At 64.2% G+C, this 16,013-nt stretch carries 13 protein-coding genes; 6 read left to right on the plus strand and 7 right to left on the minus strand.

What is annotated here, in order from left to right:
* The first annotated feature begins 210 nt into the window (after positions 1-210).
* Entirely contained in the window at positions 211-1,638 is a 1,428-nt protein-coding gene (locus ON058_RS05765; RefSeq protein WP_274668076.1) for an O-antigen ligase, read from the plus strand.
* A gap of 1 nt (position 1,639) precedes the next feature.
* Here the strand turns inward: ON058_RS05765 and ppgK are convergent, their stop codons facing one another.
* The gene (gene ppgK, locus ON058_RS05770; RefSeq protein ID WP_274668077.1) at positions 1,640-2,464 is read right to left on the minus strand and encodes a polyphosphate--glucose phosphotransferase; all 825 of its coding nucleotides are present in this window, start codon (positions 2,462-2,464) and stop codon (positions 1,640-1,642) included.
* The gene (map, locus tag ON058_RS05775; protein ID WP_274668078.1) at positions 2,461-3,342 is read right to left on the minus strand and encodes a type I methionyl aminopeptidase; all 882 of its coding nucleotides are present in this window, start codon (positions 3,340-3,342) and stop codon (positions 2,461-2,463) included. The genes ppgK and map overlap by 4 nt, the downstream gene beginning before the upstream one ends.
* Positions 3,343-3,373: 31 nt before the next feature.
* Here map and ON058_RS05780 point away from each other — a divergent pair, with 31 nt between their 5' ends.
* Entirely contained in the window at positions 3,374-3,571 is a 198-nt protein-coding gene (locus ON058_RS05780) for an SPOR domain-containing protein (RefSeq protein WP_274668079.1), read from the plus strand.
* 2 nt (positions 3,572-3,573) lie between these two features.
* On the opposite strand, the gene panB is transcribed toward ON058_RS05780, so the two are convergent.
* Together panB and ON058_RS05790 are read right to left on the minus strand one after the other, a co-directional pair.
* On the minus strand, positions 3,574-4,374 hold the full coding sequence (gene panB / locus ON058_RS05785) for a 3-methyl-2-oxobutanoate hydroxymethyltransferase (protein ID WP_274668080.1): 801 nt from the start codon (positions 4,372-4,374) through the stop codon (positions 3,574-3,576).
* Between the two features lie 84 nt (positions 4,375-4,458).
* Positions 4,459-6,102 (minus strand): NAD+ synthase, encoded by a 1,644-nt coding sequence (locus ON058_RS05790; RefSeq protein WP_274668081.1) that lies wholly within the window; start codon positions 6,100-6,102, stop codon positions 4,459-4,461.
* A gap of 119 nt (positions 6,103-6,221) precedes the next feature.
* On the opposite strand from ON058_RS05790, the gene glnA reads away from it, so the two are divergent.
* Genes glnA through ON058_RS05810 form a run of 4 tightly spaced genes read left to right on the plus strand, consistent with a single transcriptional unit; the run spans position 6,222 to position 12,417 of the window.
* Complete coding sequence (gene glnA, locus ON058_RS05795) at positions 6,222-7,556, plus strand: type I glutamate--ammonia ligase (RefSeq protein ID WP_274668082.1); 1,335 nt, start codon at positions 6,222-6,224, stop codon at positions 7,554-7,556.
* Between the two features lie 15 nt (positions 7,557-7,571).
* Positions 7,572-10,568, plus strand: coding sequence for a bifunctional [glutamine synthetase] adenylyltransferase/[glutamine synthetase]-adenylyl-L-tyrosine phosphorylase (locus ON058_RS05800; RefSeq protein ID WP_274668083.1), 2,997 nt, complete (start codon positions 7,572-7,574; stop codon positions 10,566-10,568).
* Complete coding sequence (locus tag ON058_RS05805; RefSeq protein ID WP_274668084.1) at positions 10,565-11,437, plus strand: hypothetical protein; 873 nt, start codon at positions 10,565-10,567, stop codon at positions 11,435-11,437. The genes ON058_RS05800 and ON058_RS05805 overlap by 4 nt, the downstream gene beginning before the upstream one ends.
* Before the next feature lie 35 nt (positions 11,438-11,472).
* Positions 11,473-12,417, plus strand: coding sequence for a hypothetical protein (locus ON058_RS05810; protein ID WP_274668085.1), 945 nt, complete (start codon positions 11,473-11,475; stop codon positions 12,415-12,417).
* Here ON058_RS05810 and ON058_RS05815 read toward each other — a convergent pair.
* The 3 genes from ON058_RS05815 to ON058_RS05825 are packed head-to-tail and all read right to left on the minus strand — an operon-like array spanning position 12,392 to position 15,977.
* Complete coding sequence (locus ON058_RS05815; RefSeq protein ID WP_274668086.1) at positions 12,392-13,246, minus strand: carbohydrate kinase family protein; 855 nt, start codon at positions 13,244-13,246, stop codon at positions 12,392-12,394. The two genes, ON058_RS05810 and ON058_RS05815, sit on opposite strands and share 26 nt — an antisense overlap.
* Positions 13,247-13,268: 22 nt before the next feature.
* A complete protein-coding gene (locus ON058_RS05820) occupies positions 13,269-14,300 on the minus strand; it encodes a LacI family DNA-binding transcriptional regulator (RefSeq protein ID WP_274668087.1) in 1,032 nt (343 codons plus the stop codon).
* Positions 14,301-14,333: 33 nt separating this feature from the next.
* Positions 14,334-15,977, minus strand: coding sequence for a glycoside hydrolase family 13 protein (locus ON058_RS05825; protein WP_274668088.1), 1,644 nt, complete (start codon positions 15,975-15,977; stop codon positions 14,334-14,336).
* Positions 15,978-16,013 lie beyond the last annotated feature (36 nt).

Below are 16,013 nucleotides of genomic sequence, written 5' to 3' on the forward strand. Positions count from 1 at the left end.
TCACACCACCCACGTCGTGTCGGCTTGCCAGGTCGAATCCGCTGTATCACAATCGTGACCACTGAGTATTGGCGCGATGGCAAAGCCCGCCGGTACTATCGCAGTGGTCCCACTCGTGCCCCATGTTGGAGCGCGCAGTGTGTGCGTGTCCGACGATGCTCTCGCCGACCACTTCTGAAATGTCCATTCATGAAGGCGAGGATCCACGTCATGACCACCCTGTCCACCGCACGCGCCGCGGTCGCTGAGCGACTCGTGACGCGCCAGGGCCGTGAAGCCCTGATCGTGTGGGCCGTGGTGCTGCTCATGTCCGGCCAAGGTTTCCGCTACATGCTCGGCGTGCCGGGCTTCATGGTGCTGTGTGCCGTCACTATCGCCGCCTACTGGGTGGGTTTCAAAGCAGTTCTGCCGCGCACCCGGTTCCCCATTCTGGTTCTGGGTTTCGTGGCGCTCGGAGCCCTCTCGATGATCTGGACAGCTACCCCACTCGTCACCTTCCTGGCCGTGGTGATCACCATCGTCACCACGGTGATTGCAGCGGTGTCAGTGCAGGCGACCGGGGGGCCACGGTTCCTCGACTTGCTCTACCGGGGGCTCCAGTGGTGCTTGCTTCTGGGAATCGCTTTCGAACTCTTTGTCACCGTCGTCGTGAAAGACCAGCTCCGGCCGCTGGGTGGCGACTTCTCTGAGTACACCGGACTCGAAGGTAAGTCCTCGCCGTTCATGTGGTCGGAGAACAACCTCGTTGAAGGTGGCCCCATCCAGGGCTTCGTTGGCAATCGCAACCCCTTTGGAGCGATCGCGCTCTTCACGGCGATCTTGGCGGCCATTCTTTACCTTGAGCGCCGCATTAGCCGCCGCAACGCATGGATCACCTTGGCATCAGCCGGCGCGGTCCACTTGCTCACGATGTCTGCGACGGTCACGGTGGTTGCCGTCGCCGTGCTGATTCTGGCAGGGCTGGGCGCAGTGATCCGCAAGGCCGACCCCGCTGGCAAACGCACCATCTCGGTGAGTTTCGTCGCGATGCTCATGGGTGTCGCCTGGCTCGTGGTGGCGAAGGCGGGCGTCGTCCTGGACATGCTGAATCGCGATCCTGACATGACCAACCGGACCGACATCTGGGAACGCGTCGTGGAGATTGCCTCGCTGCGCCCCGAAGGTTGGGGCTTCGTGGGTGTGTGGCCCATATGGGAAGAGCCGTACTCGGCGGTTGTCGCCGACACCACGGCTCGCGCCACTCACGCACACAACGCGTACCTAGATGCGTGGCTGCAGATGGGGATCGCGGGCGCCGTGCTCCTGGTGGCGTTGATGTTGTTCCTGCTTGCCCGTGCGTGGCGTGTAGTCGAGTACGGACGTCCAGGGGACACCTGGCTGCCCTTGGGGTGGCTGTTGCTCACGGGCGCACTCGCCATCCAGGCGTTGGCAGAGTCCAAGATGCTGGTCGAAGGTGGCTGGTTCATGCTGGTGGCGCTCACGTGCATCGTCCCGCGTATGCGCGCCATCACCTTCACAGCACCGCACCGTGCGCGCACAGGTATTGAATGGGCGCCACGTGAACTGATGGCCTCGCTTGTCCGCAAGCCCAAGCCCTCCACGAGCCGCGACGCGACCCCCGAGGGACGCGCCAGCTAGATCACGCCTCAGCGGCCTTCTTCGCACGCTTGGCAGCGGCCTTTGCTTCGCTCTTCACGCGGTCTTCTTCTCGCTTGGCTGCTTGATGTGCCCAGCCGGCAGCTCCCACGATTCCGGCACCGTTGCGCAACTCAGCGGGAATGATGGGTGCACGTAGCGTGAGGTGCGGCAAGAACATGTGGTGCGACTTCGAAACGCCGCCTCCCACAATGATCAAGTCAGGCCACAACAGACGCTCCATCTCGGAGTAGAAGCGTTGAAGATTTGCGATCCAGCCATCCCAGTCGAGGTTCAGGCGTGAACGGGCGGACTCTGCCGCCCAGTACTCGGCGATCTCACCGTCCATCATCGTGTGGCCGAACTCAGTGTTGGGCACGAGCTGACCGTCCGCGATCAGCGCGGTGCCAATGCCAGTGCCCAGGGTCGTCATGAGGACCACGCCGTCCCGGCCGTGCGCCGCGCCGTAGTGGTGCTCGCCAAAGCCCGCAGCATCGGCGTCATTCATGACGTACACGTCGTGGCCTGCGTAGTCGCGAATGAGCTCGCGCAGGTTGATTCCGATCCAAGACTGGTCGAGGTTCGCCGCGGTCTTCACCACGCCACCTTGGATGACACCCGGGAATGCGACTCCGACAGCGGTCTTTCGGGACGGCTCAAAGCGTGCGATGCACTTCGCAACTGTGCGGGCAATCGCATCGGGCGTCGACGGGTCGGGGGTGGGAATGCGGTAGCGCTCGTCGGCAAACTTGCCGCTCTTGAGTTTGACGGGGGCGGCTTTAATGCCAGTGCCGCCAATATCGACTCCGATGGCGATGTTCTTGCTCATGGCAGTGTGAGGACCTCCGCGCCTTCGTCGGTGATGAGGATGGTGTGCTCAAACTGTGCCACCCAAGAACGGTCGTCTGTGACGACAGTCCAACCGTCGTCCCATTCGTTGCTTTCCTCGGAGCCGATGCACAGCATCGGCTCGACGGTGAAAACCATTCCTGGTTCGATGACGTCGTCGTGCAGGGGGGCGGCGTCGTAGTGGGGGATGATGAGGCCGGTGTGGAAGGCGGGTCCCACACCATGTCCGGTGTAGTTCCTGACAGATTCGTAGCCGAACCGTGCGGCGTACTTTTCGATGACGCGACCGATGACGTTGACTTCGCGTCCGGGGCGCGCGGCTTTGATGCCGCGCATCATTGCCTCATGGGTGACTTCGACGAGCTTGCGGGCTTCGTCGCTTCCTTCGCCAGCGATGAAGGAGCCACAGTTGTCACCATGGACGCCATTCTTGAACGCGGTGATGTCGACCTTCACGATGTCGCCGTCTTCAATGACGGTCGAGTCGGGGATTCCGTGGCAGATCACCTCGTTGACCGAGGTGCACAGCGCCTTCGGGAATGGCGGCCGTCCCGCTGCTCCGGGATAACCCAAGGTCGAGGGGTAGGCGCCATTGTCGAGTACGAACTCGTGGCCGATCCGGTCAAGCTCGTCCGTCGTGACGCCGGGGGCGACATGCCTGCCGACCTCAGCAAGCGCCTGGGCGGCGATCTGTGCGGAGATGCGGATCTTCTCGACCGTCTCGGCATCGTGAATGTCGCCACCTTCCCACGTAGCGGCGTGGGTGCGGCCCACGTACTCAGGGCGGGCAATGGAAGTAGGCACGTCACGCAGGGGTGAAACTGTGCCCTTGGTGATCGGTTCGCGGACGGGGCTCATGCCTGGCAGTCTATTGGTGGAGGCGAGGCGAATGTCGAACGAGAGTCCTAGTAACCGAGAGTTTTACTTCAACACGAGTACCGGTGAGGTCGAAGAAGGCCCCATGAGTTCGTGGGAGAACCGCATGGGGCCTTACTCGACGCGGGAAGAAGCGCAGCGCGCGTTAGAGACCGCGAAGAAGCGGACAGAGGCGTGGGACGATGCCGACCGTGAGTGGCGCGGCGAGTAGTCCTACTCGTCGAAGGTGTGGTCTGCGGTGGGGAACTGGCCACCCTTGACTTCCGCGACGTAGGCGGCTGCGCCGTCACGCATTGCTGCGCCGATCGAGCCAAACTGCTTGGAGAAGCTGGGGTGCCAGTCGCCAACACCGAGTGCGTCCAGCCACACTAGAACTTGACCGTCGGTGTGAGCGCCAGCGCCGATTCCGATCGTCGGAATGTCCAGCGCGGCACTGATTTTCTCCGCAACCGGCGCGATGACCATCTCAAGGACCACAGCGAACGCACCAGCCTCTTGGAGCGCCAGGGCATCGGCGAGCATCTCGTCGTAGGCGCCGTCGCCACGACCCTGGATCCGCCGGCCGCCCAAAGCGTTCTCTGACTGGGGCGTAAACCCGAGGTGCCCGCAGAAGGGGATGCCTGCGTCCGTGACTGCCTTCACCTGTGCAGCAATGCGGCGGCCGCCTTCGAACTTGATGGCGTTAGCCCCGGAGAGCTTCATCATGCGGATCGAGGACTCGACGGCCTGCTGCGGGGAAACCTCGTACGCCCCAAAGGGAAGGTCAGCAACAACGAAGGAGTGTTCGGCTGCTTTCGACACCGCGCGGGCGAAGGGGATCATCTCGTCGAGCGTGAGCGGCACGGTGGAGTCGTAGCCCAGCATGTTGTCGCCCAGCGAGTCGCCCACCAGCAGAATGTCCACTCCGGCCGCGTCGAACGCGCGGGCTGTGGGGTAGTCGTATGCGGTGAGCATGGTGATCTTCTCGCCGCGCCGCTTCATTTCGGCAAAGTGGTGGATCCGAACTTTCTTCATGCTTCCACTCTAGGCTTTTCGCCTCCCGCTACCTACCCGTGGGGTCCTGTGGTGAGCCCGGGGACTGCCCGTAGAATCCGTGCGCTACGACAGCTCGCGCCACCTACTGGTGATGGGGAGGCGCCGGTCGCGCCCGAACGCTAGTGCGGTGACTTTGGGGCCCGGCGGGTATTGACGGCGCTTCCATTCGGCGCGGTCGACGAGGGACAGCACCTTGTCGACGACGGCCTCATCGTATCCACGCGCCAGGAGTTCCTCGCGTCCTTCCGCGTGCTCCACGTATGCGTCGAGGACCTCGTCCAGGAGTTCGTACGGGGGGAGCGAGTCTTGGTCGACCTGTCCCGGCCGCAGTTCCGCGCTGGGTGGCTTGGTGATGGAGTTGTCGGGAATGGGCTCGACTTCTCCGCGTTCGCGGGCATACGCGTTGCGCCACCGCGACAGGTCCCACACTCGGGTCTTGTCGACATCCTTCAGGGGAGCAAAGCCGCCGATCGAGCCGGCGTCGTAGATGGTGGCGTAGCCGGTGGCGAGCTCGGACTTGTTGCCCGGGGCGATGACGAGGTGTCCTTCACGGTTGGAGATACCCATGAGGATCACGCCTCTCACGCGCGCCTGAAGGTTTTCGTCGGCGACTCCAGTGAGCGCAAGCTGACGTTGGAAGGCGTCGACGATGCCTGCAATGGGCTCCACGCGATAGTCGGCGCCTAAGCGCTTTGCGAGGTCCGCAGCATCGTCCTTGGAGTGGTCCGAGGAGAACTCGGAGGGCATCGACACGCCCACGACGTTGGCGCCTCCGATCGCATCGGCCGCAATGGCCGCGGTGAGCGCCGAGTCAATGCCGCCCGAGAAGCCCAAGACGACGGAGCGGAACCCGTTCTTCACGATGTAGTCGCGTAGCCCGGTAACGCACGCACGGTAGACCTGCGCGTCTTCGGAGGCGAAGTCCACGACGCTTCCGGGTGATGCGGGCGTGCCGGAGTCGGGCAAGTCCCACACCAGCAGCGCATTCTCGAATCCGGGGGCATTCGCCATCCAGGTGCCATCGGTGTCGACGATGAAAGAGTGGCCGTCGAAGACGAGGTCGTCCTGTCCGCCCCACAGGTTGACGTAGGCAACGGGTGCGCCTACTTCGCTTGCGCGCTGCCGGACCAGTGCCGTGCGGATGTATCCCTTGCCTTCTTCAAACGGGGAGCCATTGAGAACGGCGAGCAGGTCGATGTCGAGCGCCGCGAGTTCAGCGACGGGGCCGCCGTTGACCCAGATGTCTTCGCAGATTGCGATACCGACCCGCTTGCCGGCGACCTCGATGACACAGGGTTCGTTCCCCGTGGCAAAGATGCGGCGTTCGTCGAACACTCCATAGTTGGGGAGGTGATGCTTGGCGTAGCGCTGCAGAACGTCGCCTCCGCGCAGTACCGCTGCCTCATTGAGCGGGCGACCCTCAGCGGAGGTCCCCAGGGTGCCCACGACGACTGTGAGGTCGGCCATCCCCTCATGGGCGAGGGTGGCGGCCAACTTCTCGACGGCATCGGCGCTTGCACGTTGAAAACTGCCGCGTAGCGCCAAGTCCTCGATGGGGTATCCCGTCATCACCATCTCGGGGAACACGACGAGCGCTGCACCCTGCGCCTGTGCATCACGGCACGCTTGCACCACAAGTGCAGAGTTACCAGCGATGTCACCTACACAGGAGTTAACTTGGGCGAGTGCGATGCGCAGCGTCGTCATGCGTGTAAGCGTAGTAGGGGCGGGGGCCGATGCGTGCCGGGCTTGGTGGCTGCGACACGGTGGCGCGAACCGCGGCAAGACGTTACACAAAGGACACGTAGGTAAGGCAGGATGGGGACATGGATAAGCAGCAGGAATACGTGCTCCGCAGTGTGGAGGAGCGAGACATCCGTTTCATCCGTCTGTGGTTTACCGATGTGCTGGGTGTGCTCAAGTCTGTCGCGATCGCGCCTGCGGAGTTGGAGAACGCATTCTCCGAGGGCATTGGCTTTGACGGTTCGGCGGTTGAGGGTCTGACTCGTGTCTACGAGGCGGACATGATTGCCAAGCCCGATCCCTCCACGTTCCAGATCCTGCCGTGGCGTGGTGCCCGTCAGGGTGCTGCACGCATGTTCTGCGACATCTCGACACCGGACGGCGAAGCTGCTCTGACGGACCCGCGTCAGGTGCTGAAGCGCAACCTCGACAAGGCCTCTGCGCAGGGCTTTACGTTCTACACGCACCCGGAGATTGAGTTCTACCTGTTCGACAAGCCTGAGCCCGGCATGCCGCCGCGCCCCGTCGACAAAGCCGGCTACTTCGACAACGTGCCGCGCGGAACCGCTCACAACTTCCGCCGTGAAGCCATCACCATGCTCGAATCCATGGGTATCTCCGTGGAGTTCTCTCACCACGAGGCTGGTCCCGGCCAAAACGAGATCGACCTGCGCTATGCGGACGCGTTGTCGATGGCGGACAACATCATGACGTTCCGCACCGTCATCAAGGAAGTTGCGCTGGAGCAGGGGATTTTTGCATCCTTCATGCCCAAGCCACTGGTGGACGGTCCCGGCTCCGGTATGCACACGCACTTGAGCCTCTTTGAAGGTGACTCGAACGCCTTCTACGAGGCCGGCGCTGACCATCAGCTGTCGCCCGTGGCACGCCAGTTCATTGCAGGCTTGCTCAAGCACGCCCCAGAGATCACGGCCGTCACCAACCAGTACGTGAACTCATACAAGCGCCTGTGGGGCGGCGCAGAAGCCCCGTCCTTCGTGTGCTGGGGATCGAACAACCGCTCGGCGCTCGTGCGTGTGCCCACGCACAAGCCGGGCAAGGGCCAGTCCACGCGCGTGGAGTACCGCGCCATGGACTCGGCTGCGAACCCCTACCTGGCTTTCTCGGTATTGCTTGCTGCTGGCCTGAAGGGCATCGAAGAAGGCCTGGAACTTCCCGACGGTGCGGAAGACGATGTGTGGGAGTTGAGCCCCGCAGAACGCCGCGCCATGGGGTACGAGCCGCTTCCGGCGTCGCTGTCTGAGGCAATCCAAGTCATGGAACGTTCGGAACTGGTCGCGGAGACTTTGGGTGAGCGAGTGTTCGACTACGTGCTGCGCAACAAGCGCGCCGAGTGGGAGGCCTACCGCGCACAGGTCACCCCCTACGAACTCGAACAGTACCTGCCGGTCCTCTAGCGCGACGGAGCCTCCATGAGTACGCGAGAGGTATCCCTCGCGACACGTCTGCGTAGGGCCGGAGTGCTCGACACCGCTCGCGCAGAGCAGTTGCTGGCCTCGCTCTATGACGTCACTGGGGTTGTAGTCGACGACCCCGCACACGCGCTGTCATATGCGGCTGACCCAGACGGCGGGTTGTTGCAACTGTTGAGGCTTGCCGAGGCTGCGCGCGACGCTGACTGCCTGGACCTCCTCGTAGGCCTACGCCACACCGATGCGGGCGCTACCTTGGGCTTGCTGCTGAGTGGTTCGCTGGCGCTTGGCGACTTCCTGGTGAGGCACCCGCAGTATGTGGCGGACTTCGCACAATGGCCGCCGGGGCAGTCCTTCACGACCGTGGACTTCCGGCGAGAACTTCTCACATCCGTGGGTGCTGACCCCGACGCAGACGTGCCCGTCGCTACGCTCCACGGTGACGAAGGCGTATGCGCCATGCGCATCGCATACCGTCGCCACCTCATGAGGGTCGCGGCAGAAGACCTGTGGCACTCCAAGCCGCAAGAGATCTTCCCCGACGTTGCGGCAGCGCTCGCCGACCTTGCCGGAGCCGCCCTCGAAGCCGGCCTAGCAATCGCCAGAGCCGACGAACCCCAGCACGCGAAGACACGGCTCGCCATCATGGGGATGGGGAAATGCGGTGGGCGCGAACTCAACTACGTCTCAGACGTCGACGTCATCTTCGTCGCAGAACCAGCAGACGGCATTGAGGACCACGTCTCGATCGCCATCGCGACGCGCCTCGCCTCCGCAGCAGCGCGCGCATGCGACCGTCCCGCAGCAGAAGCACCGCTATGGCAGGTCGACGCCAACCTTCGCCCCGAAGGCAAAGACGGCGCACTCGTCCGCAACGTCTCCTCCCACAAGGCTTACTACGACCGGTGGGCCGAATCCTGGGAGTTCCAAGCACTGCTGAAGGCGCGGACCATCGCTGGCGACCAGCACGTCGGCCAGGCATACCTCGACGCAGTCTGGCCGCTGGTGTGGACCGCCGTGGAGCGAGATGGCTTTGTCGCAGGCGCCCAAGCCATGCGCAAGCGCGTCGAACAACACGTGCCCGCAGAGCTCGCAGACCGCCAAATCAAACTGGGAGCAGGCGGGCTACGCGACGTCGAGTTCACCATCCAGCTCCTGCAACTCGTCCACGGACGCCACGACGAGTCCCTGCGGTCGCGCACCACCCTGGTTGCACTCCGGGCACTGCGTGACGGCGGCTACGTGGGCCGGCCGGACGCAGCGAAGATGGACCGCTCCTATCGCCAATTACGGGTATGGGAGCACCGACTCCAACTCCGGCGGCTCCAACGCACCCACGTCATGCCAGACGACGACCTCGGCAAGCGTGTCCTCGCCCGGTCATCCGGATTCGCCACCGTCGAGTACATGGACGAGGTCTGGCACGACACACGACGTGACGTGCGCGCGATGCACCTCGACATGTTCTACCGGCCAATCCTGCCGCTCGTCGCGTCGCTGAGCGCAGACGAAGCCAAACTTGACGACAAGGCCGCCCGTGACCGACTCGCCGCAGTCGGCTTCCTCGACGCCTCCGCAGCCCAACGGCACATCGTGGCACTCACCGACGGAGTGTCCCGGCGGGCCGCCATCCAACGACAGCTGCTGCCCGCCATGATCGGTTGGTTCGCCGAAGGCGCGGACCCCGATGCCGGGCTCCTGGCTTTCAGGACACTGTCGGAACAACTCGCGGACTCACAGTGGTACCTCAAGCTCCTGCGCGACTCCGGATCCGCTGCCGAACGGCTCGCACGGCTCCTGTCGACCTCTCCCTATGTCACCGACGCTCTACTCGCCTCCGCCGAACACATCACGTGGCTCGACAACGACTCCGACCTCACCCCACGCACGCGCGAGCGGCTCTGGCAAGAAGCCGATGCGATCCTCACCCGCACTGACGACCCCGAGCACGCCAGCGCAGCCTTGCGCGGGCTACGTCGCCGAGAACTCGCCCGCGTTGCGGCCGCCGACACCCTAGGACTCATCAACTCCACCGAAGCCGCAGCCTCCGTGACGGACTGCGCCGACGTCGTGATCGAAGGTGCACTGCGCGTCGCTAGGTGGGAAGTGGCACGCGATGCAGGAGTCGACGACCTGCCCATCCAGATGATCGTTGTCGCTATGGGGCGCTACGGCGGCGCCGAGATGAGCTACAACTCCGATGCCGACGTACAGTTCGTCTGGAACGGCGACGCTGACAACGGGCAGGCGCTCGCGGTCAAGGTCGCCCAGACCGTGCGATCGATGTTGCAAAAGGTGTCGAGTCAGCCACCGTTGCCGATTGACGCAGACCTGCGGCCTGAAGGCCGCAATGGACCCTTGGCGCGCTCGCTCAAGAGTTGTACCGAGTACTACGGACGGTGGTCCGACCCCTGGGAGGCACAGGCCCTGCTGCGTGCTCGCCCCTGTGCCGGAGAGACCGCCCTCCGCGAATCCTTCGTCGCCATGATCGACGAGGTCCGCTATCCGCAGGATCTGCCCGCGAATGCGCTGAAGCAGATGCGCACACTCAAGGCGCGGATGGAGTCGGAGCGTCTGCCCCGGGGCCTGGACCCCAAGCGCCACCTCAAACTCGGCCCGGGTGGGCTGTCTGACGTGGAGTGGTCGGTTCAACTTCTGCAGCTTCAGCATGGCAGGGATGTTCCGGGGCTGAGGACAACGCGCACCCTCGCGGCTCTCGATGCGGCGGTCGACGCTGAACTCATCGCGGCGGACGACGCCGAGACTTTGCGGAGCGCGTGGGTCCTGGCCACCGATATCCGTGGTGCGCTTGCGTTGCGCGGCAAAGCGAAGCAGGCGGACGTCATTCCTGGCGACCCTCACGAGTTGGCAATCTTGACTGAGATCATGGCAACCCCCGAGACCGGTCTGGAACTGCGAGACCGGTACGAGCGGACCACTCGCCATGCCCGGACGGTCACTGAACGCGTGTTCTACGGTTGGGAGGACCGCGAGTGAGGCTTGTCCGGACGCTGGTTTCTGCGATCAGCATCCTTGCCGGTGCGCTTTTGATTGTGGGGTGGGCCACGAGTTCCATCGTGGTGCGGTCCGTGGAGGAAGGCACTGCGCTCACAAGCATGGCTGCCACTGCGTTCGATCTGCCGGGCGTGCTGTCGGCATTCTCTACGCAAGTACAGGACCAGACTCTCGATTCCTTGAGCGAGCGGGGGATCGAGGCCGATGCGCTTGGCGTCGAGGGAGAGGTGCGCTCGGCTGTTGACAGTGCCGTCACATCTCCCGCATTCGAGGACGCTGTCATGGTGCAGGTAGCGGCGGTCCAAGATTCGTTCCTGGCCGAGTTGACTGCCGATGATCGAGAACCGGCTCCACTCGTTCTTGCAGTCGACGTGTCGTCCTTGGTGAACGCCCGCATTGACGATGCCGGCCGAGTCGGTGACCTTGCCCCTGATGTCACGGTCGCACCGGTTGAGCTTCAGGTCTTGAATGCAGAAGCGATGGAGAACTCCAGGAAGGGGTACGCCGGCGCGGCCTGGTTAGCTGCTTGGGGCTTGTGGGCGGGCCTTGCATGCCTGGCTGTTGGGGTCCTGGTGTCCCACCGTCGTCGGTGGTTTGTGAGCAAGGCACTCCTCGCTGTGGGTGTCCTCTGTCTGGTGTTCGCGGCTGTGGTGGCCTTTGTGCGACCGGAGTCGGTGATGTCGGTACTACCAGGTGGCCTGGACGGCATGCTCGGCCAGGTGTGGGAGGACACTGTCACGTCGAATGAGGCGGGCTCGGTGGCAACCCGTGCTGCGCTGATCGGTGCTGCCTGTCTCGCGGGGAGCGTACTGATGGCGGCGGTGGGGCGTCTCGTGGGCTCTCGCCGCTAGCCTGGGCCCATGCGGACTACCGGAGGGGTTCACCAGTGAAGTACGTACGGAGTATCGCCTCGGCTTTCCTTGTGGTGTTGGGGTCCATGCTGGTAGTGGCGTGGGCGTTATCGCAGAAAGCCGCCGACAGCATCGAGGACGGCACTGCCGCTGAGAACCTGGTGGTGTCCGTGGTGCGTTCGGAGCAGACAGCAGAGGTCATCGCCAATGGCGTAGTGCTCGCGCTCGAAAACCAGGTTGACGGCCGCATCGGTACCTTTGCCTTGGGCCTCCTCGAACAGCAGATCCACGATCTGACTGTGGATGCTGTCGAGTCAGAAGCCTTCCAGGACCTGTTGCTGACAGGCGCTGACCGTGCGCAGAACGTGCTCCTGGCGGAGATCTCCGACCCTGAGCGGGAGCCAGCTCCGTTCGGCATCTACCTCGACCCCGGTGCGCGGTTGAACGACCGCATCAATGAGATCCCCGTGGTGGGTCTGTTGGCTCCGGAGATCACCATTGAACCGGTTGCGGTCGACATCATCGACGCGGAGACATTTGAGGATGTCCGATCCGGCTATCAAGCTTTGGTGTGGGCGGCGCACTGGTTCGGGTGGATCGGTGCGGCGCTCATCGCTGGTGGGATCGCCATCGCGCCACGTTGGAAGTGGTTCCTGCCCCGTGCGCTCGTGGGCGCTGGAGCAATCGGCGTGGGTGTCGCGCTGACCTTGGAATACCTGGGCCCCAGGACTATTGCCGCTTTTGTGCCTGGTGGTCCGGAAGGCGGTTTGGGAACGTTGATTGAGGACGTTGTCGCGGATGCCGCGTTGGCGCCGCTCACCACCATCCTGCTGACCTTGGGGCTTGTGGCGCTCGGAATTGCGCTGGCGTTTGTGCTGGCCCTGAGGTTCATTCCGGGCGGCACGGAGGACGATGAGCCGTCGCCAACGTTGGAGGATCGGCAGGAATCAGAGGCTACGACGGCAGGAGAGTCGCACTAGCGACAACCCGCCCCGCCTGGGCTGCGCCAGCTTCCATCGCCGTTCCAGGCGTCGCTCCGTCAAGCCATGCAAGGAACAGGGCGGAGGCGAAGGCATCGCCTGCGCCGTTCGTGTCGACGACCAGGGCGCCGGCGGCAGGTGTTTCGTGGATGCCATCGTTACTGACGCCCACCGCACCGCTGGCACCACGGGTGCAGACTGCGAGCGCGGCGCCGTGTTCCACCACGTCGGTCAGGAATGGTTCCGGGTGGGGCAACTTCTCGTTGCTCATGGTGAGGACGGTTGCCGCGTCACGAAAGGGACGATGGAACGAGTTGTCTCCGTCATAGTCGTGCAGATCCACCAGGACGGGGAGACCGCTGGCGATGATCTCTGGCAGTGCTGCCAACGTGACTGGGGACAGATCGGCGACCACGGCATCGGCTCCCTGCAGACTGTCCACCACGCGGGCGACCTGTGTGGGGGACGGCTCGCCTGGCGTTGCCGTGTAGATCGAGAGTCGCTCGCCGCGTGGCGTCATCAGGTTGGTGTGGGATTCCGTGGTGGGGGAGTCCAGCCATGTCACGGTCAGGCGTGGATGGTGCAAGCTGTGGGACACCTGGCGCCCGGCTTCGTCGTCGCCGCGCATCGTGATGAGGTGGACGTCGGCGCCCAAGTCTGCAAGGTTGAGCGCCTTTCCTGCGGAGGTGCCGCCGAGCGTCCACCGGGCATGTGATGCCATCTCCATGTGCGGCGTGGGCGCGGGCAGGCACGGCAACGTGATGAGGTGATTCCACGCGACCGGGCCCACCACGAGGATGCGTGGCGCGGGAGGTGTGCCGTCCTGCATCGGACCGTTCCCTGGCGCCGGACTACTGCCGGGTAGCGGTGGAGCGGCGGGCAACCAGCTCCCACGGCAGGGACTCATCCATGGATTCGTGGTGTGCCTTGTCGAGTTCGTGCAGCACAATCTCCGCCGCGTGGCGGCCCTGCACTTCGGGAAACTGGTCCACGGTGGTCAATCCAAATACCTCGGATAATTCATGGCCGTCGATGCCGATGACGGACATGTCCTCAGGTACTCGAAGGCCCCGGTCGCGCACCGCCATCATCGCTCCAAAGGCCATTTCGTCTGATGCGGCGAAGATCGCTGTGGGGGACACGTGCGGGTCGTCGAGCAGTGCAACGGTGGCGTCGTAGCCGCCCTTGATCGTGAAGTCGCCTTCACGGAGAAGTAGCGGATCAGGCTCGATCCCCGCGGACTGCAACGCAGCCTCCCAACCCGCGCGACGGTTGGCCGGAGGGTGGAAGCCCACATCGAAGCTGGGGCCACCCGACAAGTGGGCGATCGAGCGGTGACCAAGCTCCACCAGGTGCATCGTTGCGGCGGTCGCCACAGCGGTGTCGTCAAGGCTCATCGTGTGGATGCCGGGCAGCGGGCCGCCGATGCCTACCACGGGTCGCCTCAACTGAGCGAGGAGTGCCACTTCGTTTTCTGTCAGGTCAAGACTGATGGCGATGAGGGCGTCAACTCGCTTGCGGCGCAGGAACTCGTCGAACAGGCGGGCGCGTCGCGGGTTGTCCCCCTCGGCGGCCGTGTCGTCATCTTCCGCCAAGTGGTACAGCGTGACGTCGTAGCCAGCATCAGCGAGGGACAACTGTGCCCCGCGCAGGACCGCCATGTAGAACCAACTGCGCAAGTGGGGAAGCACGATCCCCACGTTTCGGGTGCGCCCCGAGGCGAGGGAGGAGGCGGAGGACGAGACAACGTATCCCAGCTCCTTGGCGGCTGCCTCCACTCGCTCTCGGGTGGCGTCAGAGACCGTGGACTTACCGGCGAGGGCACGCGACACGGTCGCTGTGGACACGCCGGCAAGTTCCGCAACCTTGTGGATCTTTGCCATCGTGAGGGTCCCTCGGTGGTAGGTCGGTAACAGTTAGCGCCGTAGCCAGACAGTCGTGTCCGCTGGAATCGTATCGGTGATCTCTGAGGACGCCAGAAGAACCTCGCCGTCAGGCAACGTCATCGCAGCGTCTGCATCGACGACCGAGTAGACCTCGATGTCTCCTGAACGGAACGCGACCACTCCAGCAGGGGCATCCGTGATCCACTCCAGGGTGTGGGTCGCGAGGCCGAGTTCGCGGCGCAGATGCAAGGCCCGCTGGTATGTCCGTAGCGTCGACGAGTCATCGCTCCGCTGCGCATCCCGCGCGTATTCCGCCCACTGTACAGGCTGGGGTAGCCAGGCTTCGCCTGTGCCGGAGAAACCGTAGGCAGGCGCATCGGCGCGCCATGGCAACGGAACTCGACAGCCGTCGCGGCCGTAGCGCTCACCCTCCGTGCGGAACCAGGTGGGGTCCTGACGGGCGTCGTCAGGGATGTCGATGGCCTCTGGCAGTCCCAGTTCTTCACCTTGGTAGACGTAGGCACTGCCGGGAAGGGCGAGCATGAGCGTGCTCGCTGCACGGGCGCGTTGGAGACCCACGACCGGGTCGGGCAGGCCCTTGGACAGCGGGCCGATGCCGTGGCCTTGCGGATTTTCGGCAGTCAGTGCCAGGCGGCTTGCGTGGCGGACCACGTCGTGGTTGGACAGCACCCACGTGGAGGGCGCCCCGACCTTGCCGAACTCGTCGATGGACTCGTCGATGATGGTGCGCAGGGCATCGGCCTTCCACGGGGTTTCGAGGTAACCGAAGTTGAACGCTTGGTGCATTTCGTCTGGGCGCACCCACTTCGCCATGCGTGACAGCGGCACTACCCAGGCTTCGGCGGCGAGGATGCGGTCGCCGTCGTATTCGTCGATGACGCGGCGCCAGCGGCGCCAGATCTCGTGGACACCTTCCTGCGCCCAGTACGGCGCGGTCGGGCCTTCGACGCCACCCATCGAGTTGGTGTCGTCGTCGTACGAGAAGTCGGGGAGACCGTCGGCCTTGATGAGGCCGTGCGCCACGTCGACGCGGAAGCCGTCAGCGCCACGGTCGAGCCAGAACCGCAGGACGCGGTCAAACTCGTTCAGGACATCCTCATTCGACCAGTCGAAGTCGGGCTGGCTGGAGTCGAACAGGTGGAGGTACCACTGTCCTGGGGTGCCGTCGGGGTTAGTGGTGCGAGTCCATGCCGGTCCGCCGAACACCGAGTCCCAGTTATTCGGGGGGAGTTCGCCGTGCTCGCCCTTGCCGTCGCGGAAGATGTAGCGCGCGCGCTCCGCTGAACCTTCAGGTGCTGCGAGGGCCGCCTGGAACCATGCGTGCTGGTCGGAGCTGTGGTTGGGGACGATGTCGACTATCACGCGGAGGCCGAGTGCATGGGCCTTGTCCACCATGGCATCGAAGTCGTCGAGAGTGCCGAACAGCGGGTCGACGTCAGTGAAGTCGGCAACGTCGTAGCCGGCGTCCTTCTGGGGTGAGACATAGAAAGGGGAAAGCCAGATGGCGTCGACGCCGAGCTCTGCAAGGTCATCGAGGTGAGCGGTGATGCCGCCAAGATCGCCGATGCCGTCTCCAGACGCGTCCGCAAACGAGCGGGGATAGATCTGGTAGATGACGGCTGTGCGCCACCATTCGGGGGCGGGGGAAGTCATGGGGGCTCGCGTCCTCTCCGTTGAGCAAAGTGCGCC

Origin of the sequence: Demequina sp. B12 (assembly GCF_028823635.1) — a bacterium.
In the GTDB taxonomy this organism is placed as follows: Bacteria; Actinomycetota; Actinomycetes; order Actinomycetales; family Demequinaceae; genus Demequina.